Source organism: Agrobacterium rosae (assembly GCF_002915175.1).
Classification (GTDB): Bacteria; Pseudomonadota; Alphaproteobacteria; order Rhizobiales; family Rhizobiaceae; genus Agrobacterium; species Agrobacterium rosae.
On sequence record NZ_NXEJ01000005.1, the window covers coordinates 179,056 to 201,621 of the forward strand.

The following is a 22,566-nucleotide window of genomic DNA, read 5'->3' on the forward strand; positions in this document are numbered from 1 at the left end:
CTTTCAAACATGGTGATTTGAGTTAGGCTGCGTGGACGCAATGTCCCACAGCCGCCGCGCCAAATCCGATCATAATCCAGACGACCTCCACTCAGAGGTCTTTGAGGCTCACCCCGCCGTTGAGGCTACCAATCAACGTCGCACTGGCGTCATTTGCGCCGACAACGGTGACGGGGATGTCGTGCTTGTGGAAACGATCCACGACTTTATCCAATGCGGTCACTGCGGTGATGTCCCAGAAATGGGCCTGCGAGACGTCGATCAGGACTGACATGCCATCGGCTTCTTCGATGTCAAACGCATCTACGAAGACGTCCGCCGACGCGAAGAAGACTTGGCCTGATACCCGATACGTCAAACGGCGCGCGACGTCATTTCGCTCGGCATCGACCTGCAACAGTCGGGCAACCTTGAAGGTGAAAAACACACCGGAGAGAAGGACGCCTACTGTTACACCCAAGGCGAGATTAGCACTGAACACCGTTACGAGAACGGTTACAACCATCACCACACTCGACATTTTGGGGTGTACGACCAGCGTTTTCACAGATGACCAATCGAACGTATCGATGGATACCATGACCATAATGGCAACCAATGCCGCAACGGGGACTTGAGAAACCCAAGGCTTCAAAAGGACCATCAGCACGAGCAGAAATGCGCCTGCGAATAGAGTGGAAAGGCGGCCGCGCCCGCCATATTTAACGTTGCTAACAGTCTGACCGATCATGCCGCACCCGGCTATGCCGCCAAACAGGCTTGCGGCTGTGTTGGCCAAGCCAAGGCCTGTGCATTCGCGGTTCTTCGAGCTGGGCGTACCCGTCAGATCGTCGACGACGCTCGCCGTCATCATGGATTCGAGCAAGCCAACCATAGCAATGGCGAGTGCTGGCCCTGCAATGATTTTCAGAGTTTCCAAAATCAGTGGAACTGCTGGCCAACTGAAGATCGGAAGGCTGTCAGGCAATTTCCCCAGATCTGCGATTGTCATGACGGGAAGTTCCAACGACATGGATGCCGCCGTGAGAACGAGAATACAGATCAGCGGTGAAGGGATGGTCCTCGTCAGCCTGGGGACGAGATAAATGATGGCAAGGCCTGCTGCGAGCATGCCGTAAGCCAAGACGTCGCCGCCAATAATGTGCGGAAGTTGAGCCCCGAAAATAAGGATCGCCAGCGCGTTGACGAAGCCTGTACGGACAGATTTTGAAACAAACCGCATCAGAACACCGAGACGGAGCAGCCCGAACAGAATTTGCAGCACGCCCGCAAGCAAACCGGCGGCAAAGAGGTAAGCCAGCCCGTGTGCGTGAACCAAGGGTGCTGCGACCAGCGCCACTGAGCCGGCGGCGGCCGAGATCATGGCGGGGCGACCGCCAGTGAAAGCGATCACGATGCCAATGACGAAAGACGCAAACAGGCCGACCTGCGGATCGACACCGGCGACGAAGGAAAAAGCGATGACTTCCGGTATCAGCGCGAAGGTCGCGACCGCTCCGGCAAGCATTTCTCGAGTTGGATTGGCAATCCAATCCCGGCGAATAGAGGTAAGTTGCATATGTTGAAGTCCCGCAAGGCATGCGAATGCGCTCTTAAGAGCGTTTCATTGAAAGGCATGCAGTTATTGCGTTGTCTGGCGGATCGGCGGCCAGAAGAGCCACCCGGAATCTCACCGGGTCCGTGGTGATACTCCTTAAATATCGAATAAATCTTGCGATGCAACACGTAATCGAGAGCGAATGGGGAGAACCAGAAAATGCGAGGGAAACTGCTATGTGGTTAAGAAAATTTTGGTGATACAAATGAAATAACGGCAAAAATGGGTGGGCCCTCCGGGAACCTCAAAAAATGCCTGCAGGAGGGAATGAAATTGACACATGGGGAGAACCCTGCCGACATCGACATGGAGGCAGGCATCTATACGTGGTCGCTTGCCGATGATCGGCTATACGGTGACACCGCGATTGCGGCACTGTTCGGGCTCGATCCTTTGCAAACAATCCGGGGTCTGCCACTCAGCAGCTACATTGATAGAGTGCATGTTAGCGACCAACCCCTGTTGACTGCTCTTATCGCAAAAGCAGTCCAAGACGGCCTGCCCTACAGCGCAGAATATCGTGTCAGAAACGCGCTGAACGAGTTCGAATTTGTCATGGCTGTCGGTCGGTGTTTCCGTGACCCTGCCGGAAATCCATCGCTCTACTCAGGTATCATCTATCCTGTGAGAGGGCTTCAGTAGCAGTTTCGGAAACGATAAAGCGCAGTTCCAATACTTATGGAATTAGCGTCTGGGGCTACGACAGCGGAGCTAGGCTGTCACTGCGCCTGATAGAAGCTGCGGTTCGTTTGCAGCCTCTAACGAACGGTCGAACCAAGCCCAGTTCTCTTTATCGCTGCGCTTCATGCGATAAAGCGCCTGATCTGCCGCGTGCAACAGCGCCTCAAGATCCCCCGCATGATGCGGGTAAAGACTGGCACCAACTGTCGCTCCAACCTTTATCGTCTGATTTTGAATGGTGAACGGGGTAGCAAAAGCCTCAGCAATTCGCTGGCATATTTTCTCCGCGACAGCCTGGTCTTCGAGGTCGGTCAGCAGGATAACGAACTCGTCGCCGCCCATTCTCACCACCGTATCATCATGACGAACGGATTGGCGAAGCCGGGTTGCTACCTTTTTGAGAATTTCGTCACCGGCAGCATGGCCAAAATAATCGTTGATAGGCTTGAAGTTGTCGAGGTCTATCATCAGAAGCGCGACCATGGTACGCGAGCGGTCCATGGCACTTTTTGCCATCTCAGCATCCCAACGTTCCTGAAGAACGCGTCTGTTGGCAAGTCCGGTCAAAGGATCTTCATAGGCTATCCGTCGCAGCGTGGTTTCGGCCAGTTTTTGAGATGATAAATCTTCGAACGTCGCAATGCCCAAGCCGAAGTCGTGCAGAACGATACCTCTGTGAAGCACAGGCACCATGTCTCCGTCATCATGCCTGACCCGCACTTCGAAGGGTTCTATCTCTGTTATGCCCTCACCTTCGGCAATCCAAAGACACTCCCAACGCTGCCGCGCTTGTTCGCGCTCGGTCTCGTCAATATAGGTTTCGTCGATCCATTGATCGACCGTGGCGAAGCGCCCGTTTTGATATCCAAACGTTTTCGTAAAGGCACGATTGACGAACCGCACGTGGCCGTCGGCTAAGGAGGTCCAGGAAAGCGGTATGGGCAGAGCATCAAGGATGATCAGGAGCTCGTCGTCGAGCCTATGCGTACCACTCACCATTCGCTCAAAAATATGTTTCATGTCATCACCCTTTCTTAGGGTCCGGTCCAAGAGACGTCGCGAAACAACACATTGCGTAGGGGCGAATCTATCCAGCCAGTAGGGCCGCGGGGCGTTCACGCTCAATCAACCAATCGAACAGCGTTTCGCTTCTGGCAGGGCGCGATAACCAATAACCCTGAATTTCGTCGCATCCCATAAGCTCCAGCAGGTTTGCCGCCTCTTGCGTTTCCACACCCTCCGCGACAACCCGGTATCCAAGGCTGTGAGAAAGATCGATCATCGAGCGGACAAGCACCCTTTCACGATGCCCGTTCTCCATGTCAGCCACGAAGGAGCGGTCGATCTTGACGACATCGGCTGGCAGTTTCTGCAAATAGGCAAGGCTGCTATAGCCGGTTCCAAAATCATCGATGGCGAGTTGCACGCCCGCCGCCTTCAATTGGTTGAGAAGATCGAAGGCACCTTCAGTTTCCTTCATCATCACGGTTTCGGTCAGTTCGAGCTCAATCTGGTCAGCCTCTACATCGAAGCGTTCGAGCTTCGCCATCAGCCTGTCGAAAAAGTCATGCTCCTCAAGGTTGAGGGCGGAGAGGTTGAGCGAAAGCTTGAAGCGTAGTCCTTTTTTGGCCCATGACGCGATGTGTGCCATGGCTTCATCCATGACCCAGTCGGTCAATTCTCGAGCGAAAGCGGAAGCTTCTACAACGGGAATGAATTCGACAGGCGAGATAGGGCCGAGTACCGGGTGGTCCCATCGCAACAATGCTTCCGCGCTGCAAATATGACCCGTGGCCACGTCGATACGTGGCTGGAATACCAGCGACAACTGGTCTGGCGCAGCCAGCGCCGAACGAAAATCCTGCAGAATTCTGAAATTGCGTCGGTGGCGCAAATCCATCGCCGGGGAAAACAGTTCGATCTTCGCTGCACTTTCACGCGCATCCTGAACAGCACTTTGCAGAGATCTCAAAACATCTTCCGGCGGCGTCATCTGTGGGTCGTAAGAAACAATTCCGATGGCCGACGTCATGGAGATTGGAGTCTCGGCGTTGCTGTCTATTTGGCAAAGCAACTCCTTCAGCGAAGCCATATAGCTCTCGACTCCGTCATTTTCAGGTGCAAAGAAAGCAAACTGCATTGGCCCGACATGATAAGGCACCGTGGCAAGCCCGACATGCTGCCTTAGAAGACCGGATACGGCATGGATCACGTTATCCAGATAAGATGGGCCGAGCACGCGCGAAAGACGTTCAAACTGTTCGGTCTGCGCAAGGTCTAGCAGACTTATGATGCGTTCACCCATATCCACGCTGAGCGCTAAATCCGACAAATCATTTATGAGCTGAAACCGGTTTGGAAGACCGCTGGAGGGCTCGATGCGTCCAAGTGCGTGTGTCAGTTCCACCTGGTCCATGACCATTGCAGCGAGGTCGCATAATGTCGCCATCTCTTTTTCCGTGATCTCGCGCGGTTCCGTGCCGAGTACACACAAGGCACCCAACCCAAAGCCATCGACCGTCACCAGAGGCGCGCCCGCATAAAAACGAATACCCGCGCTGCCCAGCGTGCTTTCTGCGTAAGTGTCGTCCTGCTGAAAATCCCGGATGACGAAGGGCTGTTTTGTTTCCGCGACGTTGGCACAGGGCGCTTTATCACGGGGAATTTCATTATGATCGACGCCGACTTTGGACTTGAACCATTGACGGTTCGTGTCAGTCAGCGACACCGCGGCAATTGGAAGTCCGAAAATGTCGGCCGCAAGTCGGGTGATCCGGTCGAAGTTCTCACTGGGAAGGGTATCGAGCAACCGCAAATTTCTAAGGCTTGCAAGGCGTGCAATCTCGTTCTGCATTGTAAAATCCATGGCAGGGCCGTCGTACATACTCGTACGTTCGCGGTACACAAATTGGGGTCGGGGTCATTTTTAATGCAGCGATGCCGACGGCTTGGAACCCATTTCAGGGAGGCGTGACCGGACAGTGTTGGGCGTCATGCCCAAGCCATTTCGTTTATTTTCGTCTAAAAACGTTCTACGCGATAATAATTGAATCATACATAAATCGTTCCCTGGCAGTTCCAGACATGGTTAGGGAACGGTAAGAACAGCCGGACAAATGCCAGCTTTGATCGTCAAATCGAGTGGCGGCCTGCCTCCTCATCAATCGAAGAAACAGGCCAGCTCGATATGTTTGACTCAAGCGACGGCTGGCAATCCGTCGATCAACTTGTCCAGCGTTATCGGATAGTGACGCACGCGGACGCCCGACGCATTATAGATCGCGTTCGCGATAGCAGCAGACACGCCGCACAAACCGAGTTCACCGACACCCTTGGCTTTCATCGGCGATGACATTGGGTCTGTTTCATCGAGAAAGATCACGTCCTGATGCGGAATGTCAGCATGAACGGGGACTTCGTAGCCTGCGAGATCGTGGTTGACGAAGAAACCGCGATTTTTGTCCACAGCGAGCTCTTCCGACAACGCGCCACCGGCACCCATCGTCATTGCCCCAATAACCTGGCTTCGCGCAGTAATAGGGTTGAGTATTCTCCCCGCAGCGCAAACCGCCAGCATGCGACGGATTCTCGTCTCACCGGTTGCGATGTCGACACCCACCTCCACAAAATGGGCTCCGAAGGTGGATTGCTGATGGGTCTTCGTGAGGTCCCCCCACTCCATTTTGTCCTCGCCAACCAAACCATCCGCACCCGCCGCCTCGGCAAGCGGGACCGTGCGATTGCCTGATTTGACCATGCCATCTTCGAAAACAGCATCTTCAGAATTAAAACCGACCTTTTGGGCGATGGCCTCGCGAAGTTTGACACAGGCAGCATAAACACCCGAGGTCGATGAGTTTGCACCGAACTGCCCGCCTGACCCGGCAGAGATAGGGAAACGGGAGTCGCCAAGTTCTACGGCTACTCTATTCACTGCGACACCCATCATTTCGGCAGCGGTTTGCGCGATGATCGTGTAGCTGCCGGTACCGATATCGGTCATATCGGTCTGCACCGTAATGATGCCATCCTTGCCGAGCTTAACCCGCGCGGCGGAGGGAAGCACGAGATTGTCACGAAAGGCAGCGCCCACGCCCATACCGATCAGCCAGTTGCCTTCGCGTCTGGACGCCACCTTCGGTCTGTTGTTCCAACCGAACCGCTCAGCACCACGTTTGAGACATCCGATGAGATCACGATGCGAGAAGGGGCGTTCGGGATTTTCCGGATCGACTTGCGTGTCGTTGATGATACGGAACTCGATTGGGTCAATTCCGACCTTTTCCGCCATCTCGTCTATGGCAATCTCGAGTGCCATCAAGCCGGGTGCCTCGCCCGGAGCGCGCATCGCGTTGCCTTCAGGCAGGTTCAATGTAGCCAGCCGCATCGCCGTCATGCGGTTTGCTCCGGCATAGAGAAGACGCGTCTGGTTGACCGCAGTTTCCGGCGCTCCGTCAGGAAGATTGCCCGACCAGCTTTCATGCGCAATTGCAGTAATCCTGCCGTCTTTGCCAGCGCCAATCCGAATGCGCTGGATGGTTGCGGGACGGTGCGTGGTGTTGTTGATCATCAAGGGACGAGGCAAGGCCACTTTGACCGGGCGGCCAACTTCCTTCGCACCAAATGCGGCCAAGACCGCATCAGCCCGGAGAAACAGCTTCCCACCAAATCCGCCACCGATGAAGGGTGACATAAGGTGTATCTTGTCTTTTTCCACGCCTAGCGTGGTTGCCAGATCAGACCGCCACCAGTCGATCATCTGACTGGAAGTCCACAGGGTCAGTTCATCTCCATTCCAAGCAGCGATAGAGGCGTGCGGTTCCATCATCGCATGAGACTGGTCGGGCGTTGTGTAAGTCTGATCGAATGTGACGTCAGCAGAACGAAAAGCGCCATCGAAATCACCCACTGCGCTGTCGGGCTTCTGGGACTCATCCGGCTTTTCAGCTGATGCTTTTTGCGTCTCCAGATCGAACACGCCCTTCTCTTCCGCGTAAACGACCTTGATAAGAGATGCGGCGGCACGGGCATGCTCGAAACTCTGGGCGACCACAAGCGCGATAGCTTGGTGATAGTGCTCGATCTCATCTCCACCAAACAAATTGGCGGTGTTGTATTCGCCTTTTTCGCGTTTCCCCACGTCAAGCGCGGTGACCACCGCAAGCACGCCTGGCGCAGCTTTCGCTGCGGACACGTCCATGGACTTGATCTTTCCCTTGGAAATAGCGGCCCCGACCGGGTAACCGTAAGCATATTTATGATTCGGGTCGTGCCACTCATAGGCATACATTGCGCGACCTGTCGTCTTCAGCTCACCATCGATACGATGGATCGGCTGACCGACGACTTTGAGACGATCAATGGGGTTTGTCGTTGCTGGTGTATCGAACTTCATGGCTCAACCCCTTGCTTCTGAAAGAACGGCACCGATCGTTCGCTCGACGAGAGCGATCTTGAACCGGTTCTGTTCCGTAGGATGGGCATCTGCGAGAATACCGTTTGATGCCGCGCGCGCGCCGTTTGGAAGTTCGGCCTCTGCCGCTTCGACCCGCCACGGCTTGTGCGCAACGCCGCCAACCGCGACACGACCTGTTCCATCCGGCTGCACGATCGCACCGACCGAAATCAGCGCAAATGCGTAGGACGCACGGTCGCGCACCTTACGATAGATGTGTTTCCCACCAACTGGCGGCGGAAGCAAAACAGCAGTGATGAACTCACCGGGTTCGAGAGAAGTTTCGATATGGGGCGTATCTCCAGGCAAGCGATAGAAATCGGCAATGGGGATAGACCGACGGGTTGCGTCCGCCTTCACTGTCTCTACCGTCGCGTCGAGCGCACGCATCGCGATTGCCATATCGCTGGGATGGGTCGCTATACAGGCCTCACTGACACCCACGACAGCGTGCTGCCTGCTGAACCCGCCAATTGCCGAGCAGCCGCTTCCGGGCTGGCGCTTGTTGCACGGCTGGTTGGTGTCATAGAAATACGGACAGCGCGTGCGTTGCAACAGGTTTCCAGCGGTCGTCGCCTTGTTGCGAAGCTGCCCGGACGCACCTGCGACAAGCGCTCTGGAGAGCAGGCCGTAGTCACGACGAACGGTCGTGTCTGCTGCAAGATCGGTATTTCTGACCATCGCACCGATACGTAACCCACCTTCAGGGGTGACTTCAATCGTGTCCAAGCCCAAGCCGTTGACATCGATCAGGTGCGTTGGCGTCTCGATCTCCAACTTCATGAGATCCAGCAGATTGGTACCGCCTGCGATGAACTTCGCCTGTGCGTTCGCCGCCGCTGCGCTGGCTGCGGCCTCAATTGAAGAAGGGCGTTCGTAGGTAAAGGCTTTCATGCTCTGATCCCTCCAACTTCCGAAATCGCATCGAGAATGTTGGAGTAAGCCCCGCATCGACAGATATTGCCGCTCATGCGCTCGCGAACTTCTGCCGCTGTGAGCTCTGCCTGGGCATTGAGATCATTGGTAACGTGGCTTGGGATGTTCGCCTTGATCTCTTCAAGCACGGCCACGGAGGAACAGATTTGCCCGGGTGTACAGTAGCCGCACTGAAATCCATCATGTTTGACAAAGGCGGTCTGCATCGGGTGCAGGTTGCCAGGCTGGCCCAGCCCCTCGATGGTCGTCACCTCATCGCCCTCATGCATCACGGCCAAAGAAAGACAAGAGTTGATGCGACGCCCATCGACCATAACGGTGCAGGCACCGCACTGGCCGTGATCGCAGCCCTTTTTCGTGCCTGTCAGATGCAAATGCTCGCGCAACGCGTCCAGCAATGTTGTGCGGTTATCCACCTCAAGGTGGAGGTTTTCACCGTTGACTGTGAATGAAATTTTGGATGTATGACTCATCTGGCTCCCCGGAGACTGCGCTGCCGCGCTGCCGGCGACACCTGTGACCGCGATTGTCGCAGCCGAAGAGATAAGTAAGTTCCGTCTGGAAAGTTCCAGTAGGCTGCCGTCTTGCATACCTTGGCTCCGCTTCGATGGTTTGAGATACCAAGGTAACGAAGTCAGTTGTGAAAGGTGCCGTGCCGAACGAAAAGTTGATGACTGCAGATCACATCGTGCTCTCGCAGCGGTTCGTTCGAAAGCTCTCTGCTTGTTTAAGGTTGTGTGCCGTCTTGTACATCCCGTCCAGCAGAGTACACTCCGCATCCGCGCGGATGGCCTTCATATAGCATGTTAATTCCTTTGATCATTTCCCTGTATCTCGTTAGCGGCTTGGCACAACCCGGCACGGCTGATAACAAAACACGTCATCCTGCCAGGGTAGAGCACGTGCAATGGAAGGTACCTCCTCGCAACTCACCCAGCTTCGCTGAATCCCAGTGCCGGAGCATTGCTGACCTATCGGTGTCCAGCAGGCCGGTCTTTACCGTTACAGAAAATGGCGAATGGGAATGCACCTATCTCATTGAATATTCCGAGACGGGCCATAAGCCGTCGCTCTTCATTCAGATACGCGGGCTAGACCCGGGCATCTGGAGCAGCTTCAGACTGAAGCTGAATTTTGGCTCACCTTTGTCACGTCAGGTTCTGGGCGCGCAAGCCGCGGACCTCGTCTATCTCCTAATCGGAACGAACACGCCCGTTCGGGATTTAGATGCCATGTTGGCTGCAGGACGCGAGTTGGAAATGACATTCGATGACGTAACGCTGAAATACAGGCAGGAACGTACCGATAGTAATCGCTTCAATCTGTTCGGCAGCAAAAAATTGGGCCCAGAGAAGAATGCGAACAAGCCCGACTAAGCCGCGGTCGAATGGCGAAGGAATAAGAGATGCCGTCAGAGACACTCAATCACCATCAAACAGACGACCCTTTGGTTTGCGCCGAAGACTGGAAGAAGAGCGGCCGCGAGGTTGCGATTGCAACGGTCATCGAAACCTGGGGATCAGCGCCTAGACCCGTTGGCAGCCATCTCGTGATTGACTCTGAGGGGCATTTCGAGGGCTCTGTTTCAGGAGGCTGCGTCGAAGGTTCTGTCATCTCAGCTGCTGTTGACGTTATTATGGACGGCACCCCGCAAATGCTCGAATTCGGCGTGGCAGACGAAACCGCATGGTCTGTTGGCCTGTCCTGCGGTGGTCGCATCCGTATCTACGTCGAAAGGCTGCAATAATGGATATTGCCGCCCTCGAAAAACTAAACGCCCATCGCAATGCCCGCATACCCGTGGCAGTCGTTACGAATATCAAAAGTGGCATAAACACCGTCGTCACAGACGCAATGGCATTCGATGGCGCTTTAGCTGAAGCCGTTGGAACAGCGCTCAAGTCCGGTAAATCAGGCAGCGTCACAATCGAAGACGTGTCCTATTTCATCAACGCCTATGTCCCCACGCCTCGGATCGTCATCATCGGCGCGGTCCATATCAGTCAGGCACTTGTGCCGATGGCGAAACTCACCGGCTTTGACGTTACCATCATCGATCCACGCACGGCATTTGCGACAGCAGAGCGTTTCCTCGGCACCGACCTCATAGCGGATTGGCCACAAGATGTCCTGGATGTCAGGCCGCTGGACCGCCATACGGCCCTCGTTGCTTTGACGCATGATCCGAAAATAGACGATTTTCCAATCGCGGAAGCCTTGCGAGCGGGATGCTTTTACGTGGGAGCACTTGGCAGTCACAAATCCCATCAGGCTCGACTGGAGCGCTTGCGAGAGCTGGGCTTTCAGGAAGCCGATCTAGCCGTGATCCATGGACCAGTTGGGCTGAATATAAGAGCAGCAAGTCCCGCCGAGATTGCGGTTTCCATTCTGGCAGAAATCATCGAAACGATGCGATCAAACGACCTAAAGCGGACCACGTGATGCACCCGGCGACATGCCACCCGCTGCGGCAATCGCTTCGGGCGTATCCACATCGATTTCCGCTGCATGCCCGATTTCGACATTTATGATTGGCAAACCGGAAGACTTGATCACGTCACGGGCACCGACATCTCCTTTTATCTGCGAGACGGCTTCCCGCAATGAACGGGGCAGGATGACAGGATTGCCGGGGCTTCCATTTGCGACAGCGCGTGTAATCGCAGTACCCCCAGATTTTTTGAAAGTGAAGATCATTTCGTTCAAATGTTCGCTGGTGATACCAGGCATATCCGCCAACATAATCATAACGCCATCCGCGTCCTGCACCTTGGTCGTTGCAAGACCTGCCGCAAGCGAACTCGACATACCCAAAGCATAGTCCGGGTTGACGACCGTCTCAACGTCAATGCCCGACAGGACGTTTCGCAATTCTTCGTGCCTGTGACCCAGGACAACGGTAACCGACGACGCGTCGCTTTCCATGGCCACCGTTGCCATTTGCTGTAAAAGGGGAATGCCATCAAACTCTGCTAAAAGCTTATGAAAACCGCCTTTACTGGTGCGACTGGATTTGCCGGCCGCTAGAAGAATGATCGCAACATTCATTCGGTTCTCCTCTTCCCCACGAGCGACGCATGAACGCGCGAGTTCCACAGCGTTTTCAGCTTTACAAAGTCGCCAACAACCGATTGCTCAAAATCCCCGCAGAAGCCTGTTGCATGGCGACCTTCTTCTCGATGGCCTCAATGACTGTCTCGGTGAAGTCCACTTTGGTGAGATCGCGGATATGAGACAGGCCACCGGGTGAAAAGACGTTGACCTCCAAAATCTTGTCTCCAACGATGTCCAGGCCAACCAGAAACATGCCATCTTCAACGAGCTTCGGGCGCATCATTTCGGCAAGCGCCAGCACCTCGTCCGAAACCTCCACAGCTTCTGCCGTTCCACTGGCATGAATGTTCGAGCGGAGGTCTCCTTCCGCAGGAACACGACGCAACGCGGCATAGTGGCCATCCCGCATCAGCGGTATACCATTCATCATGAAAAACCTGATGTCTCCGCCTTTTGCGGCTGGGAGATAGGCCTGTGCAATGAGGTAACCCTCGACGCTGACGGCCTCGAATATCTGGTTAAGGTTTGTTTCCTTACTAGAACCGATCTTGAAAACATTCTTACCGCCGGATCCCTGAAGAGGTTTGACGATAACGCCCTTCGGATGCGAATCTGCAAAAGCCCTTATTTCCTCGACATTACGGGAGATCAAGGTCGTCGGCCGTACGATCTCCGGGAAACCCTGAAAATAGAGTTTGTTTTGCGCCAGGGCCAAGCCTTCGGGATCGTTCAAAACGACAACCCCACGCTGTTCCGCAAGACGACCGAACAGAATGCCGGAATGCACAGCCCAAGGCCGCGATGTTTGATCCAGCGATGGGTCATTGCGCAACATCAGCGCGTCGATATCCTCAACGTCGATGGTTTGACGTTCGAATTTTTTGTCTTGCAAGACCGCGTAGAAATTTTCGATCTTCTTGTATTTCTGGCGTGGCAGAACCAAAGCGTGAACCACCAGACTATCATCCGGTCGCAAGGTGAAATCACCCGGTGTGAGGTACACGACCTCATGACCACGGTTGAGTGCAGCCATCGCCAAAAGCCCAGTCGCAAAGGTCGGTTGCTCGCCCTCGATTGAATTGACGAAAAATGCAATACGCATAGGTCCCTCCCTTATAAAGTTGCCATTTCAGCTATCGATAAACCTGATCTTATTTTTTCTAATCGCTCATTGGCCTTTGCAGGCGCAAGAAACGCCGGACGTATGCCAGGCGGGTGAAGAAGACCACGAAGCGCGAGTTCCTGCATAACAGGGAAATGTGCCGCAGAAATTTTCCCCATCCAGAATGGATCAAGCGCTCCACCCTTTCTCAAATGCTCTTGAATCTCGCTGAGGCCGCGCAGGTAGATCGCATCCTTGGAAAGCCCCCCACCCCGGTAGATTCTCAGCACCATATTGAAGGCATTGGCCGCTTCAAACCCGTGCTGTTGTGTCATGATACGAAACGTCTCGACAAAACTTGCGCCGTCGAGCATGGCAGCGCAGCCAACGACGCGCGCTGCGATGAGACGCAGTCTTTCCCGTGTCATGCCGCCGGAAAGATGTTCAGCTAGCACAGCCAGACCTTCCTGTACCCCTTCATAGCCGGAAAGGCCGGTGCGAAAAAGCCTGAGACCTTGAGCGGAGCCATTGAAATATGTCAGCAGGTGCACGCCGATCTCGTGGTGCAAAAGCGCATCCAGACGCCGCCGCTCCATCACCGTGTGACGGGACACCAGCAACTTTTCGCCCGTCACCATCAATCCCGGCGGCAAGTCATCGCGAATGTCGACCCGTGCCTTGAACTCGGGATTTTCGTCGCGGTAGGCATCCACCATTTCCCGCGCTTTTTTCGTCACCTCGTAACAATCGACCATAGCGATTTCGGAAGCATCGTCCGTACGAGGGCAGCGGGCCAAAACATCCTCTGCAAGTGCCAGCAGGGATGGCTCTACCGATCCATATAATGCACGGCTGAAATCCGTGAACTGCCGCTTATGCAAATGTGCCAGCATCGTCAGTTGCAGGTCGAGTTCCTGCTGTTTCTCACGGTAGAGGTGATACAGAACGGGGTCCTCGAGGTGATCAAATGCAACAGAATAGAGCTTACGTTTCTGCTCTTCAACATCGACCCCGAGTGGCCGATAAAGGAAATGCGGCGCATATTGGAAATTGCCTTCGCTAAAATCAGCAAAGGCCTTGCGCGCATTAATGGGCGTCACGGACAGCAAAAAATCGAACGAGGCAGCGATATCATCGACCGAACGATCCGCACGGCGCACGGCATCCACAAAGGCTTTGCGACCAAGAGCGCGATGTGACGTAATTTTCAATGCTTCAGATTGACTTGAGAAGGCCGAAAACGCCCGAAGCCCCGCATCGAACAGATCAGCGATCATCGTTTCCCGAAGGCCGGGATAATCGGCACCCGATTCCGGTTGACGATAAATTGGCGCAAAACGCACGCTGATACAGGGAAATTCGAGCCCCGCCGCTTTCAATTTCGAAACGTAATCATTCGCCTCGTCCGGGCGTGTGATACGCGGGGTGCGGAACCTTATATCGGCATCGCAAATAGCTTTGATAAAAACGCGTTTGGCATCCTGCGTCGCAGGCTCCGGGGTCGCCGAGACAGCAACCTCATAATGCGGCAAGAACGGTGAGTCATCTGCGAGAAGAATGTCGTGTTCGAGCTCACCGACATCCAGCACGATAAAAGTGCCGAACCGTTTCTTCATTTCTGACCCGACGGCTGCCAAAATTGGCACAGCCTCGGAAATGTTGGAAGCGATCAAATAGGAAGCATGAGCCGAAGCGATATCTCTGGCCGCCAGATTTTTTGAGCTATTGGTCAAATGCAGGCACAGAAACGGAAGTGGGCGATCGATATGAAGGCGTCCATCGACCCCAATGTCCTGACGAATAGCCTTTTCTTCCGCCAAATAGTCAACAACATGGGCCAGCACATCAGATATTCCGGAAAGCCTATGGGCGGCAGCTATCGTCATTTCCGAGCCCTCAGCAATTCCTCCAACACCGGCTCCAACGTTGTTATCGCGTCGCGGATATCTTGAATGACATCCTTATGTGGCTGTCCCGTCCACTCATCCATAAAAATTTTTTTGAACTCGATTGCTATGGCGCAACCGTTCTTGGGGAAATGCTCATGGATAAACCGAGTTTGCTCTCCTTTGCCTTGAAAGGCGATATTCTCCCGCACATCCAGTTGCCGACCACCGATGGGAGCCTGACTGAATTGGTCGATCACGGTGTCGATCACATCTGCCCAGCGGTCTCTATCCATTGAAGAGGTGCCGATATTGATATCTGGCGCCTTCTCTTGGGCGGTTGGAGCGGCGTCGATACCGTCGCGTCGGTGGTTGTAACTGTGCACATCCAAAACGATGAATGTTCCATGCTGCTTTTCCACAGCCCCCAGCATCTGGCGCAACATGGCGTAGTAATCATCATGAAATGCAAATGACCGGCGCAACACCTCTTCCTGCGGCTTTTCTCTCCAGACCTCCAGCCCCCAAGCCTGTTCAGGGCTCAGATAAACCGCCTGAGACTTGTCGCGGTTGAGATCGATTTCGAAGCGAGAACGATGCACAACGATCTGATTGACAAGGCCAGAAATCATGTCTGCCGTAAAAGGATCTTCTTCACGCAGCCGTTCATCATCTGGCAGCGCCATCAGCGGAAGCACATCGTCTCTCGTGCCGTGCCCATCATGGATAGCCGTTCCAATGATCGGTGAAAGTCCACGCTCGACAGACCAGAACCGCTGTTTCATTTCCTCAATCGTCGCCGTCACACCCATCCCCGCCTCGTTGTCCATGGACGGCAAACATCAGAAGGATAAATTTTGTTCCGATTTGATTATGCTTTACGAGCGCACCGCTAACGCCGGCACCAACGCCGCTTCATAAAATTATAGAAAACTTCCATGAGCACCACCATATCAAACATTTAACCCTTGCATGCCCGAGAATTGCTGGTTATGAGAACGCCCGCACGCTCCTCAAAGCTTCGTGCCCGCGGAGAGGTGGCAGAGTGGTCGAATGCACCGCACTCGAAATGCGGCATACCTGCAAGGGTATCGTGGGTTCAAATCCCACCCTCTCCGCCATAAGTCACGCTGAGCTCGAACGTTTCCCCTTATTAAACCAGAGCCAGAGTTGATCTGTACCATCTTCCACCTGCAATTTTCTTGCCACAAGGCCACACTCAAGGCGGTGCGCCAATGATGCTGCTGCTGGAAATGGCCATTGCATATCTGCCTGAGCATTCAAGATGAACGCTCGCCGGCGTGCGTTGTTGCTTTCGACATACAATGACAGGTTGCCTATTGTGATTTCCCTCACCGAAGTTGTGTTAGGAGCCGTCTCGTCGAATTACCGACAAGGGTGTTATCGAGGGTGACAGATGGCCTGCCGCCATGGATAGCAGGGCAGCGTTTGTAGCCGATGGGACGGTCAAGAAAGAACACAGATGTGGCCGCTGCGGTTCGTCAACCGCAGCGGCCAGTATGGTGCAGCTTTTTTTCCAGAGTTAGGCCGTTCTGTAATGTTCTAGCCAGTGAGCGTATGGCGCGGGTAGCGTCCAGGATGGTTTATCGACACCAAGTTCAAACGCTGCCTGGTAAGGCCAATGGCTGTTGGCAAGCAGCGGGCGCCCGAGTGACACCAGATCCACGAGATCGTCTGTGATCAGCGCATCAGCCTGCTTTGGTTCGCTAATGAACCAGCTCGTCGTTGCGGGAAGCCCAGCCTCGCGCCGTACCCGCTGGGCGATGGGTGCCATGAAAGCAGGGCCCCAAGGAATATTGGCAGTCGACGTAGAGAAACCAATGCTGACATCGACAATGTCGAGGCCGCCAGCCTTGAAGCGACGAACCATCTCGATCCCCTCTTCCAAATCATCAGAACCGTCGAATTCAGTCACGCCAAAGCGGGCGGCAAGGGGGAGGTGCTCAGGCCAGACTTCGCGAACAGCAGCCAGTGTTTCAAGTAGAAATCTGGCTCGTCCGTCAAAGTCACCGCCGTAGGTGTCTGTGCGTTTGTTAGACCACGTCGAAAAGAAACTTTGCCCAAGGTAACCATGAGCGAAGTGAAGCTCAAGCCATTCAAAGCCGGCGGCCAGCGCCCGCTTAGCAGCGGAGACGAAGTCCGCCTTGACCCGCTCGATATCAGCAAGCGTCATGGCCTGTGGCACTTTGCCAAGGTTTCTTCCGAACGCAACGGCTGATGGCGCCAACGTTTCCCAGCCGCGCGGATCAGAAGCGGCGATATGGTCGTCGCCCTCCCATGGACGGTTCGCGCTCGCTTTCCGGCCAGCGTGTCCGATCTGGATTCCAGGAACCGCACCTGCAGCCTTCATCAAGCCCACAGATTTTTTCCAAGGCTCGATCTGCTCATCGCTCCAGATCCCTGCGCATCCGGGCGTGATGCGACCCTCCGGTGATACAGCCGTCGCTTCGGCAACCACCAAGCCTGCACCACCGCGCGTCAATCCGGCAAGATGGACATGGTGCCAATCATTTATAATGCCGTCCTCGGCAGAATACTGGCACATAGGCGACACCACTATACGATTTCGCAACGTTACGTCTTTGATAGTAAAAGAGGTAAATAGGGATGACATGAGAGCTCCAACTGATAATTAGCAATATTCATATAATTCTTCGGTATTTCGATTACAATCGAACTATCAAATAACATTCTCTAATGCTATGTTGGGTCATGCGCGCCATTCCACATCCCGCCCTCGAAGACGTGAACCTCACCCAGGTGCTCTATGCACTGAGTGATCCTGTACGGCTCGAAGTCGTGCGTCAGTTGGCAAATGGGGGACAGGCCACATGTTCCGCACTGGATGGTGGCCGGCCCAAGTCCAGCATGTCCCACCACTTTAAAGTCTTAAGGGAGGGCGGTCTGGTTTTCACCCGCACGGATGGACCAGCGCACCTGAATGAACTGCGTCGTAAAGAGATAGATGAGCGGTTTCCGGGCCTATTGGACGCCGTACTTCCGGCATCGGACGAAGCGGGCTGATATTGAACGCTTTCACCACAGTCGAAAGACGCGCGATCTGAACAGCCGTCATTGAATTTTGCATGCCGATTACACTGATATCAGTGCAGAAATCAGTGACGCTTTGTAGCAACTTATGCTTATTTTGCTGACGCTTGCGTCTTGTTTTTTAGAGGATATCCGGCCCTTGACGAGCGACTTGGGAGGGTCGCTAACCAACCAAACGAAGCTTGTATCGTCCGGGCTGGCTTTTCAGGGTGGCCCCATGCTCGTTTAGCAGGTCGGACCTAAGCCGCATCGAGCAGCCTAGGTCCGAAAGAGGCGACTTAGTCCCTTGCCTCCCACCCAGTCGTTTCAGGTTTGAGCCGCGTAGAAGATGGCAAAATTGACCGCCAGCATCACGACGAGCATTCCGATGGAAGCCAGAAGGAAGACGCCAATCTTCTTCAGCGTGCTTTGCGGCTGTTTCTTGCGGCTGAACGCAACGACGCCCGCAACCCCTAGGGAAATGCCAACGATAGCCGGGAGTGACATCATGTCTAGAACCTTTCGAATGGTTGCACGCCCCCTCTAGCGTGAGAGTCCGTGCTTGATCACTATGTAGTTCGGGAAACTCTTAAAGTTGCATCGCTGAAACGCTGCAAGGCCATGTAACGAAAAAGACGAGGTTTTCCCCTAAAAGACCGGGACATTGTGTCAGGCATATCCGATTCGGGATATTATAATATCTTCGAAAATATGTGCTTTTCGTCGCCTAGGGGCATGGCACCGACGATCAACTCAGCACTCTTGAAGCCCTCTATCCCGTCGGTGTCATAGCAAACTTAGTGGATTGTCAGACACAGGTGGACAGGACTCTCATGGTCATCGTCTGCGGGGAGTAATTGCGTATTCCACGCCAATCGTATGCGTTGGGGATGTTGGACGTCCTCGATGTCTTCTGCGGTATAGAGTGGCTTGATATCGATGCCTTCGGGCGTGTGCCAGATGAGGGTGTCCGACGCTGCTTTCAGTTCGCGCTCCGCCAACGCCTGCCAGTCCGCAAGGGTCTTGCTTTCCGGCATCACTCGAACTCCATGATCAGTTCGTCCACGGCCAGACTTTGGCCTTTCACCGCAACCACACGCTTGACCCTTCCTTGCTTCTCGGCGCGCAACGTATTCTCCATCTTCATCGCTTCGATGATGGCGAGCGCTTGGCCGGCCTCCACGGTTTCACCTTCAACGACAGAGACGGATGTCATGACGCCCGGCATGGGGCAGAGCAGCATTTTGGATGTGTCGGGCGGCAGCTTCTTCGGCATCAGCCGGGCAAGTTCTGCAACACGGGGTGTTCGCACGTGGGTGGTCACATCCATGCCGCGCCAGCGCAGGCGGATGCCGGTACCCGCAAGATCGGTTTTCACCCCCATCACCATCCCATCGATATGGAATGTCGCGTGGCTACGGCCAGGCACCCAATCACCAGTGGCACCAAACGCGGTTCCATCCGGGAACTGGACCGAAGGTTCATCGTCAGAGGCGTTGAGGGTGAGTGGATGTTCCTGATCGGCAAAGGTGACGACCCAGTCCTTGCCGATCACCCGGCGCTGGTTGCCGATGGTGCCGGAAATCTGCACTGCGCGATCCTGCAGCGCCTGATGAACAAGCACGGCCACCGCCGCAAGCTTCCGTGCCGATTCCGGATCCGCCTCGACCCCGTGGAACCCCTCCGAGAACTCCTCGGCGATGAAGGCCGTCGTGATGGCACCCGAACGGAATCGGGGATGCTGCATGACAGCCGACAGGAAAGGCAGGTTATGACCAATGCCCTCGACCTCGAAATTATCGAGAGCTGCCGACATGGCATCGATGGCAGCCAGGCGCGCTGGTGCGCCCGGTTTTTCCAGTGCCCAGGTGCACAATTTGGCGACCATCGGATCATAATACATCGAGATCTCGCCACCCTCGAACACGCCTGTATCGTTGCGGATGATCGTGCCATCGGCTGCCTGCCCTTCGGCCGGCGGTCGGTAGCGCGACAGCCTGCCGATGGAGGGCAGGAAATTGCGATAGGGGTCTTCGGCATAAAGCCGGCTTTCGATAGCCCAGCCGTTCAGTTTGATATCGCCCTGAGCGAAAGACAGCGTTTCACCAGCGGCAACGCGGATCATTTGTTCCACCAGGTCGATGCCGGTGACGAGTTCCGTCACCGGATGCTCCACCTGAAGGCGGGTGTTCATTTCCAGAAAATAGAAATTGCGTGCGCCATCCACGATGAATTCCACCGTGCCAGCAGAATAATATCCCACCGCTTTCGACAAAGCCACTGCCTGTTCACCCATGGCCTTGCGGGTCTGTACATCGAGGAATGGCGACGGAGCCTCTTCGATGACCTTCTGATTTCGCCGCTGGATGGAGCATTCGCGCTCGCCGAGATAAAGCACGGTGCCGTGCTTGTCGCCAAGCACCTGGATTTCGATGTGCCGCGGCTGGGTAACGAATTTTTCGATGAAGATGCGGTCGTCGCCAAACGAGTTCTTCGCTTCATTCTTTGACGCCTGGAAACCTTCGCGTGCCTCCGCATCGTTCCACGCGATGCGCATGCCCTTGCCGCCGCCGCCGGCGGATGCCTTGATCATCACGGGATAGCCGATGGCGGATGATATCTCGACCGCCTCGTCTGCATCGGCAATCAGCCCCATATGGCCGGGAACGGTCGACACGCCTGCTTCGGCGGCCAGCTTCTTGGAGGTGATCTTGTCGCCCATTGCGGAAATTGCGCCCGGTGGCGGGCCTATGAAGGTGACGCCTTCCTTTTCCAACGCAAGCGCAAATGCAGCATTTTCCGACAGGAACCCATAACCCGGATGCACCGCATCGGCGCCGGTTTTGCGGATCGCATCGAGGATGTTGTCGATGACGATGTAGGACTGGCTGGACGGCGCAGGACCAATATTCACGGCCTCATCCGCCAGCGTGACATGCAGGGCATTGGCGTCGGCATCGGAATAGACCGCGACCGTGGCAATCCCCATGGCCTTGGCCGTGCGAATGAGGCGGCAGGCGATCTCGCCGCGATTGGCAATAAGAATTTTCTTAAACATTGCGTGTCCCGCCAATTTTGCCTGCCTGAAGTTGGTGCCGACCGTTCATGTTGGATTGTCGCTGAAAGCCCCGACGCATCATGAAATTTCCGAGTCTCATTGCGATTACAATGGCATCGTGTCGTGCTTGCGCCACCGGACATCGACCTGCTTTTTGCGCAGGGATGCAAAGGCCCGTGCAATACGCCGACGCGAGGAATGCGGCATGATCACCTCGTCGATGAAGCCGCGTTCTGCGGCGATGAAGGGGTTGGCAAACCGCTCCTCATATTCCCGCGTGCGCGCGGCGAGCTTGTCCGCATCCCCAAGCTCCGACCGGTAGAGGATTTCCGTGGCACCTTTTGAACCCATCACGGCAATCTCGGCAGTGGGCCAGGCGTAGTTGATATCGGCCCCGATATGCTTGGAAGCCATCACATCATAGGCCCCACCATAGGCTTTGCGGGTGATCAGCGTCACCATCGGCACCGTTGCCTGACTGTAGGCAAACAGCAGCTTGGCTCCGTGTTTGATGACGCCGCCATATTCCTGCGATGTGCCGGGCAGGAAGCCGGGAACATCGACCAATGTGAGGATGGGAATATTGAACGCATCGCAGAACCGCACGAAACGGGCTGCCTTTCGGGATGAATCGATATCCAGGCACCCTGCCAGAACCATGGGCTGATTGGCCACAACGCCAACCGAGCGACCCTCGATGCGCACGAACCCGATGATGATGTTGCGCGCAAATGCGGCCTGAACCTCGAAGAAATCGCCCTCGTCTGCGAGTGCGAGAATAAGTTCACGCATATCATATGGCTTGCTGGACGAGTCCGGAACCAGCGTATCGAGCCGATGATCAAGAGCCGTGGTCTCACCGAAAAATGGCCTGACAGGACCTTGCTCGAGGTTGTTCAGCGGCAGAAAATCGAAAAGCAGACGGATCTGTTCGAGTGCTTCCACATCGTTTTCGAATGCACCATCGGCGACGGACGACTTTGCGGTATGGGTGCGCGCGCCCCCCAGCTCCTCTGCCGTCACGATTTCATTGGTCACGGTCTTGACCACATCGGGGCCTGTCACGAACATGTAGGAGCTGTCTCGAACCATGAAAATGAAATCCGTCATGGCAGGCGAATAGACCGCACCACCCGCACACGGCCCCATGATGACGGATATCTGCGGAATGACGCCTGAGGCATCGACGTTGCGCTTGAACACATCGGCATAACCGGCCAGCGAGGCGACGCCCTCCTGGATGCGCGCCCCGCCGGAATCATTGAGGCCGATCACGGGCGCGCCGTTTCTCAACGCCATGTCCATGATCTTGCAGATTTTCTGGGCGTGGGTTTCCGAAAGGGAGCCGCCGAGGACGGTAAAATCCTGAGAGAAAATATAGACCTGCCGACCGTTGATGGTTCCCCAGCCAGTAACGACACCATCCCCAGCGATCTTTTGCTCCGCCATGTTGAAATCAACAGCACGGTGCGTGACATACATGTCGTATTCTTCGAACGACCCCTCATCGAGGAGAATTTCGATGCGTTCCCTTGCGGTGAGCTTTCCCTTGCTGTGCTGGGCATCGATGCGTTTCTGCCCCCCGCCCAGCCTGGCTTCGGCTCTTCGCGACTCAAGCTGCTCGAGAACGGACCGCATGTCATTTCCACTTCAAACGCTTTGATGGTGAACCATGTGTACCTGACGAAGAAGGTTCACAAAACAGTTGATCGTGCATGATTGTGTAAACCATAAAAATGCAAATTA

20 protein-coding genes, 1 tRNA gene, 1 pseudogene and 1 other annotated feature are annotated in these 22,566 nt (G+C 55.0%); of the genes and pseudogenes, 6 read left to right on the top strand and 16 right to left on the bottom strand.

Going from position 1 to position 22,566, the window contains the following annotated elements; all coding sequences use genetic code 11:
- Nucleotides 1–91: 91 nt before the first annotated feature.
- Nucleotides 92–1,558 (bottom strand): SulP family inorganic anion transporter, encoded by a 1,467-nt coding sequence (locus CPJ18_RS10765; protein ID WP_103658170.1) that lies wholly within the window; start codon nucleotides 1,556–1,558, stop codon nucleotides 92–94.
- 69 nt (nucleotides 1,559–1,627) lie between these two features.
- Nucleotides 1,628–1,683, bottom strand: a sequence feature (sul1 is cis-regulatory element that is thought to sense ions involved in sulfur or methionine metabolism; They are found in Alphaproteobacteria).
- A 181-nt stretch (nucleotides 1,684–1,864) separates the two neighbouring features.
- Here CPJ18_RS10765 and CPJ18_RS10775 point away from each other — a divergent pair.
- Nucleotides 1,865–2,239, top strand: coding sequence for a PAS domain-containing protein (locus tag CPJ18_RS10775; RefSeq protein ID WP_167397878.1), 375 nt, complete (start codon nucleotides 1,865–1,867; stop codon nucleotides 2,237–2,239).
- A gap of 69 nt (nucleotides 2,240–2,308) precedes the next feature.
- Here the strand turns inward: CPJ18_RS10775 and CPJ18_RS10780 are convergent, their stop codons facing one another.
- The 5 genes from CPJ18_RS10780 to paoA all read right to left on the bottom strand — a co-directional run bounded on the left by CPJ18_RS10780 (nucleotide 2,309) and on the right by paoA (nucleotide 9,259).
- Nucleotides 2,309–3,298, bottom strand: a complete 990-nt coding sequence (locus CPJ18_RS10780) for a sensor domain-containing diguanylate cyclase (RefSeq protein ID WP_103658177.1) — start codon at nucleotides 3,296–3,298, stop codon at nucleotides 2,309–2,311.
- 67 nt (nucleotides 3,299–3,365) lie between these two features.
- Entirely contained in the window at nucleotides 3,366–5,132 is a 1,767-nt protein-coding gene (locus CPJ18_RS10785; RefSeq protein WP_103658294.1) for a sensor domain-containing phosphodiesterase, read from the bottom strand.
- A 342-nt stretch (nucleotides 5,133–5,474) separates the two neighbouring features.
- Complete coding sequence (paoC, locus tag CPJ18_RS10790; protein ID WP_103658178.1) at nucleotides 5,475–7,673, bottom strand: aldehyde oxidoreductase molybdenum-binding subunit PaoC; 2,199 nt, start codon at nucleotides 7,671–7,673, stop codon at nucleotides 5,475–5,477.
- A gap of 3 nt (nucleotides 7,674–7,676) precedes the next feature.
- Nucleotides 7,677–8,627 carry an FAD binding domain-containing protein gene (locus tag CPJ18_RS10795; protein WP_103658180.1) on the bottom strand — a complete coding sequence of 317 codons (951 nt, stop codon included), beginning with the start codon at nucleotides 8,625–8,627 and terminating at the stop codon, nucleotides 7,677–7,679.
- Nucleotides 8,624–9,259: an aldehyde dehydrogenase iron-sulfur subunit PaoA gene (gene paoA, locus CPJ18_RS10800; RefSeq protein ID WP_103658182.1), complete on the bottom strand. Its 636-nt coding sequence runs from the start codon at nucleotides 9,257–9,259 to the stop codon at nucleotides 8,624–8,626. The genes CPJ18_RS10795 and paoA overlap by 4 nt, the downstream gene beginning before the upstream one ends.
- 213 nt (nucleotides 9,260–9,472) lie before the next feature.
- Here paoA and CPJ18_RS10805 point away from each other — a divergent pair, with 213 nt between their 5' ends.
- From CPJ18_RS10805 to CPJ18_RS10815, 3 genes are read left to right on the top strand one after another with little or no spacing between them, the layout of a single operon-like run.
- Nucleotides 9,473–10,045 (top strand): DUF6030 family protein, encoded by a 573-nt coding sequence (locus CPJ18_RS10805; protein WP_146258672.1) that lies wholly within the window; start codon nucleotides 9,473–9,475, stop codon nucleotides 10,043–10,045.
- Nucleotides 10,046–10,074: 29 nt separating this feature from the next.
- On the top strand, nucleotides 10,075–10,416 hold the full coding sequence (locus CPJ18_RS10810; RefSeq protein ID WP_077103247.1) for an XdhC family protein: 342 nt from the start codon (nucleotides 10,075–10,077) through the stop codon (nucleotides 10,414–10,416).
- The gene (locus tag CPJ18_RS10815; RefSeq protein WP_103658184.1) at nucleotides 10,416–11,111 is read left to right on the top strand and encodes an XdhC family protein; all 696 of its coding nucleotides are present in this window, start codon (nucleotides 10,416–10,418) and stop codon (nucleotides 11,109–11,111) included. Before CPJ18_RS10810 ends, CPJ18_RS10815 begins: the two co-directional genes overlap by 1 nt.
- On the opposite strand, the gene CPJ18_RS10820 is transcribed toward CPJ18_RS10815, so the two are convergent.
- The 4 genes from CPJ18_RS10820 to CPJ18_RS10835 all read right to left on the bottom strand — a co-directional run bounded on the left by CPJ18_RS10820 (nucleotide 11,094) and on the right by CPJ18_RS10835 (nucleotide 15,541).
- Complete coding sequence (locus CPJ18_RS10820) at nucleotides 11,094–11,717, bottom strand: nucleotidyltransferase family protein (RefSeq protein WP_077103243.1); 624 nt, start codon at nucleotides 11,715–11,717, stop codon at nucleotides 11,094–11,096. The two genes, CPJ18_RS10815 and CPJ18_RS10820, sit on opposite strands and share 18 nt — an antisense overlap.
- A 61-nt stretch (nucleotides 11,718–11,778) precedes the next feature.
- Nucleotides 11,779–12,825 carry a glutathione synthase gene (locus CPJ18_RS10825; RefSeq protein ID WP_077103241.1) on the bottom strand — a complete coding sequence of 349 codons (1,047 nt, stop codon included), beginning with the start codon at nucleotides 12,823–12,825 and terminating at the stop codon, nucleotides 11,779–11,781.
- A gap of 11 nt (nucleotides 12,826–12,836) precedes the next feature.
- On the bottom strand, nucleotides 12,837–14,711 hold the full coding sequence (locus CPJ18_RS10830) for a flavohemoglobin expression-modulating QEGLA motif protein (protein ID WP_103658186.1): 1,875 nt from the start codon (nucleotides 14,709–14,711) through the stop codon (nucleotides 12,837–12,839).
- Nucleotides 14,708–15,541, bottom strand: coding sequence for an N-formylglutamate amidohydrolase (locus tag CPJ18_RS10835; RefSeq protein ID WP_245445388.1), 834 nt, complete (start codon nucleotides 15,539–15,541; stop codon nucleotides 14,708–14,710). The genes CPJ18_RS10830 and CPJ18_RS10835 overlap by 4 nt, the downstream gene beginning before the upstream one ends.
- 201 nt (nucleotides 15,542–15,742) lie before the next feature.
- Between CPJ18_RS10835 and CPJ18_RS10840 the strand changes: the two genes are divergently transcribed.
- Nucleotides 15,743–15,832: transfer RNA gene (locus CPJ18_RS10840), tRNA-Ser, on the top strand.
- Nucleotides 15,833–16,052: 220 nt separating this feature from the next.
- On the opposite strand, the pseudogene CPJ18_RS27620 reads toward CPJ18_RS10840, so the two are convergent.
- Nucleotides 16,053–16,171, bottom strand: a pseudogene (locus CPJ18_RS27620) (IS3 family transposase); the annotation flags it as partial.
- A gap of 83 nt (nucleotides 16,172–16,254) precedes the next feature.
- Entirely contained in the window at nucleotides 16,255–17,346 is a 1,092-nt protein-coding gene (locus CPJ18_RS10845) for an NADH:flavin oxidoreductase/NADH oxidase (RefSeq protein WP_103658188.1), read from the bottom strand.
- A 98-nt stretch (nucleotides 17,347–17,444) separates the two neighbouring features.
- Here CPJ18_RS10845 and CPJ18_RS10850 point away from each other — a divergent pair, with 98 nt between their 5' ends.
- Nucleotides 17,445–17,756, top strand: a complete 312-nt coding sequence (locus tag CPJ18_RS10850; protein WP_103658298.1) for an ArsR/SmtB family transcription factor — start codon at nucleotides 17,445–17,447, stop codon at nucleotides 17,754–17,756.
- A gap of 333 nt (nucleotides 17,757–18,089) precedes the next feature.
- Here CPJ18_RS10850 and CPJ18_RS10855 read toward each other — a convergent pair whose 3' ends face one another.
- From CPJ18_RS10855 to CPJ18_RS10870, 4 genes are all read right to left on the bottom strand, one after another.
- Nucleotides 18,090–18,272: a hypothetical protein gene (locus CPJ18_RS10855; protein WP_077103235.1), complete on the bottom strand. Its 183-nt coding sequence runs from the start codon at nucleotides 18,270–18,272 to the stop codon at nucleotides 18,090–18,092.
- 287 nt (nucleotides 18,273–18,559) lie between these two features.
- Nucleotides 18,560–18,799, bottom strand: a complete 240-nt coding sequence (locus CPJ18_RS10860; RefSeq protein ID WP_077103233.1) for a hypothetical protein — start codon at nucleotides 18,797–18,799, stop codon at nucleotides 18,560–18,562.
- On the bottom strand, nucleotides 18,799–20,820 hold the full coding sequence (locus CPJ18_RS10865) for an acetyl-CoA carboxylase biotin carboxylase subunit (protein ID WP_103658190.1): 2,022 nt from the start codon (nucleotides 20,818–20,820) through the stop codon (nucleotides 18,799–18,801). Before CPJ18_RS10865 ends, CPJ18_RS10860 begins: the two co-directional genes overlap by 1 nt.
- A gap of 105 nt (nucleotides 20,821–20,925) precedes the next feature.
- Nucleotides 20,926–22,458, bottom strand: a complete 1,533-nt coding sequence (locus CPJ18_RS10870) for an acyl-CoA carboxylase subunit beta (RefSeq protein WP_077120008.1) — start codon at nucleotides 22,456–22,458, stop codon at nucleotides 20,926–20,928.
- Nucleotides 22,459–22,566: the final 108 nt, after the last annotated feature.

Excerpts from the sequence above, each read along its gene's own strand:
- CPJ18_RS10780 (WP_103658177.1), bottom strand. The coding sequence starts at position 3,298 with ATGAAACATATTTTTGAGCGAATGGTGAGTGGTACGCATAGGCTCGAC.
- CPJ18_RS10825 (WP_077103241.1), bottom strand. The coding sequence starts at position 12,825 with ATGCGTATTGCATTTTTCGTCAATTCAATCGAGGGCGAGCAACCGACC.
- CPJ18_RS10855 (WP_077103235.1), bottom strand. The coding sequence starts at position 18,272 with ATGATGTCACTCCCGGCTATCGTTGGCATTTCCCTAGGGGTTGCGGGC.
- paoA (WP_103658182.1), bottom strand. The coding sequence starts at position 9,259 with ATGCAAGACGGCAGCCTACTGGAACTTTCCAGACGGAACTTACTTATC.
- CPJ18_RS10850 (WP_103658298.1), top strand. The coding sequence starts at position 17,445 with ATGCGCGCCATTCCACATCCCGCCCTCGAAGACGTGAACCTCACCCAG.
- CPJ18_RS10860 (WP_077103233.1), bottom strand. The coding sequence starts at position 18,799 with ATGCCGGAAAGCAAGACCCTTGCGGACTGGCAGGCGTTGGCGGAGCGC.
- paoC (WP_103658178.1), bottom strand. The coding sequence starts at position 7,673 with ATGAAGTTCGATACACCAGCAACGACAAACCCCATTGATCGTCTCAAA.
- CPJ18_RS10810 (WP_077103247.1), top strand. The coding sequence starts at position 10,075 with ATGCCGTCAGAGACACTCAATCACCATCAAACAGACGACCCTTTGGTT.
- CPJ18_RS10870 (WP_077120008.1), bottom strand. The coding sequence starts at position 22,458 with ATGCGGTCCGTTCTCGAGCAGCTTGAGTCGCGAAGAGCCGAAGCCAGG.
- CPJ18_RS10805 (WP_146258672.1), top strand. The coding sequence starts at position 9,473 with ATGTTAATTCCTTTGATCATTTCCCTGTATCTCGTTAGCGGCTTGGCA.
- CPJ18_RS10845 (WP_103658188.1), bottom strand. The coding sequence starts at position 17,346 with ATGTCATCCCTATTTACCTCTTTTACTATCAAAGACGTAACGTTGCGA.
- CPJ18_RS10830 (WP_103658186.1), bottom strand. The coding sequence starts at position 14,711 with ATGACGATAGCTGCCGCCCATAGGCTTTCCGGAATATCTGATGTGCTG.
- CPJ18_RS10795 (WP_103658180.1), bottom strand. The coding sequence starts at position 8,627 with ATGAAAGCCTTTACCTACGAACGCCCTTCTTCAATTGAGGCCGCAGCC.
- CPJ18_RS10815 (WP_103658184.1), top strand. The coding sequence starts at position 10,416 with ATGGATATTGCCGCCCTCGAAAAACTAAACGCCCATCGCAATGCCCGC.
- CPJ18_RS10785 (WP_103658294.1), bottom strand. The coding sequence starts at position 5,132 with ATGCAGAACGAGATTGCACGCCTTGCAAGCCTTAGAAATTTGCGGTTG.
- CPJ18_RS10775 (WP_167397878.1), top strand. The coding sequence starts at position 1,865 with ATGAAATTGACACATGGGGAGAACCCTGCCGACATCGACATGGAGGCA.
- CPJ18_RS10835 (WP_245445388.1), bottom strand. The coding sequence starts at position 15,541 with ATGGACAACGAGGCGGGGATGGGTGTGACGGCGACGATTGAGGAAATG.
- CPJ18_RS10765 (WP_103658170.1), bottom strand. The coding sequence starts at position 1,558 with ATGCAACTTACCTCTATTCGCCGGGATTGGATTGCCAATCCAACTCGA.
- CPJ18_RS10865 (WP_103658190.1), bottom strand. The coding sequence starts at position 20,820 with ATGTTTAAGAAAATTCTTATTGCCAATCGCGGCGAGATCGCCTGCCGC.
- CPJ18_RS10820 (WP_077103243.1), bottom strand. The coding sequence starts at position 11,717 with ATGAATGTTGCGATCATTCTTCTAGCGGCCGGCAAATCCAGTCGCACC.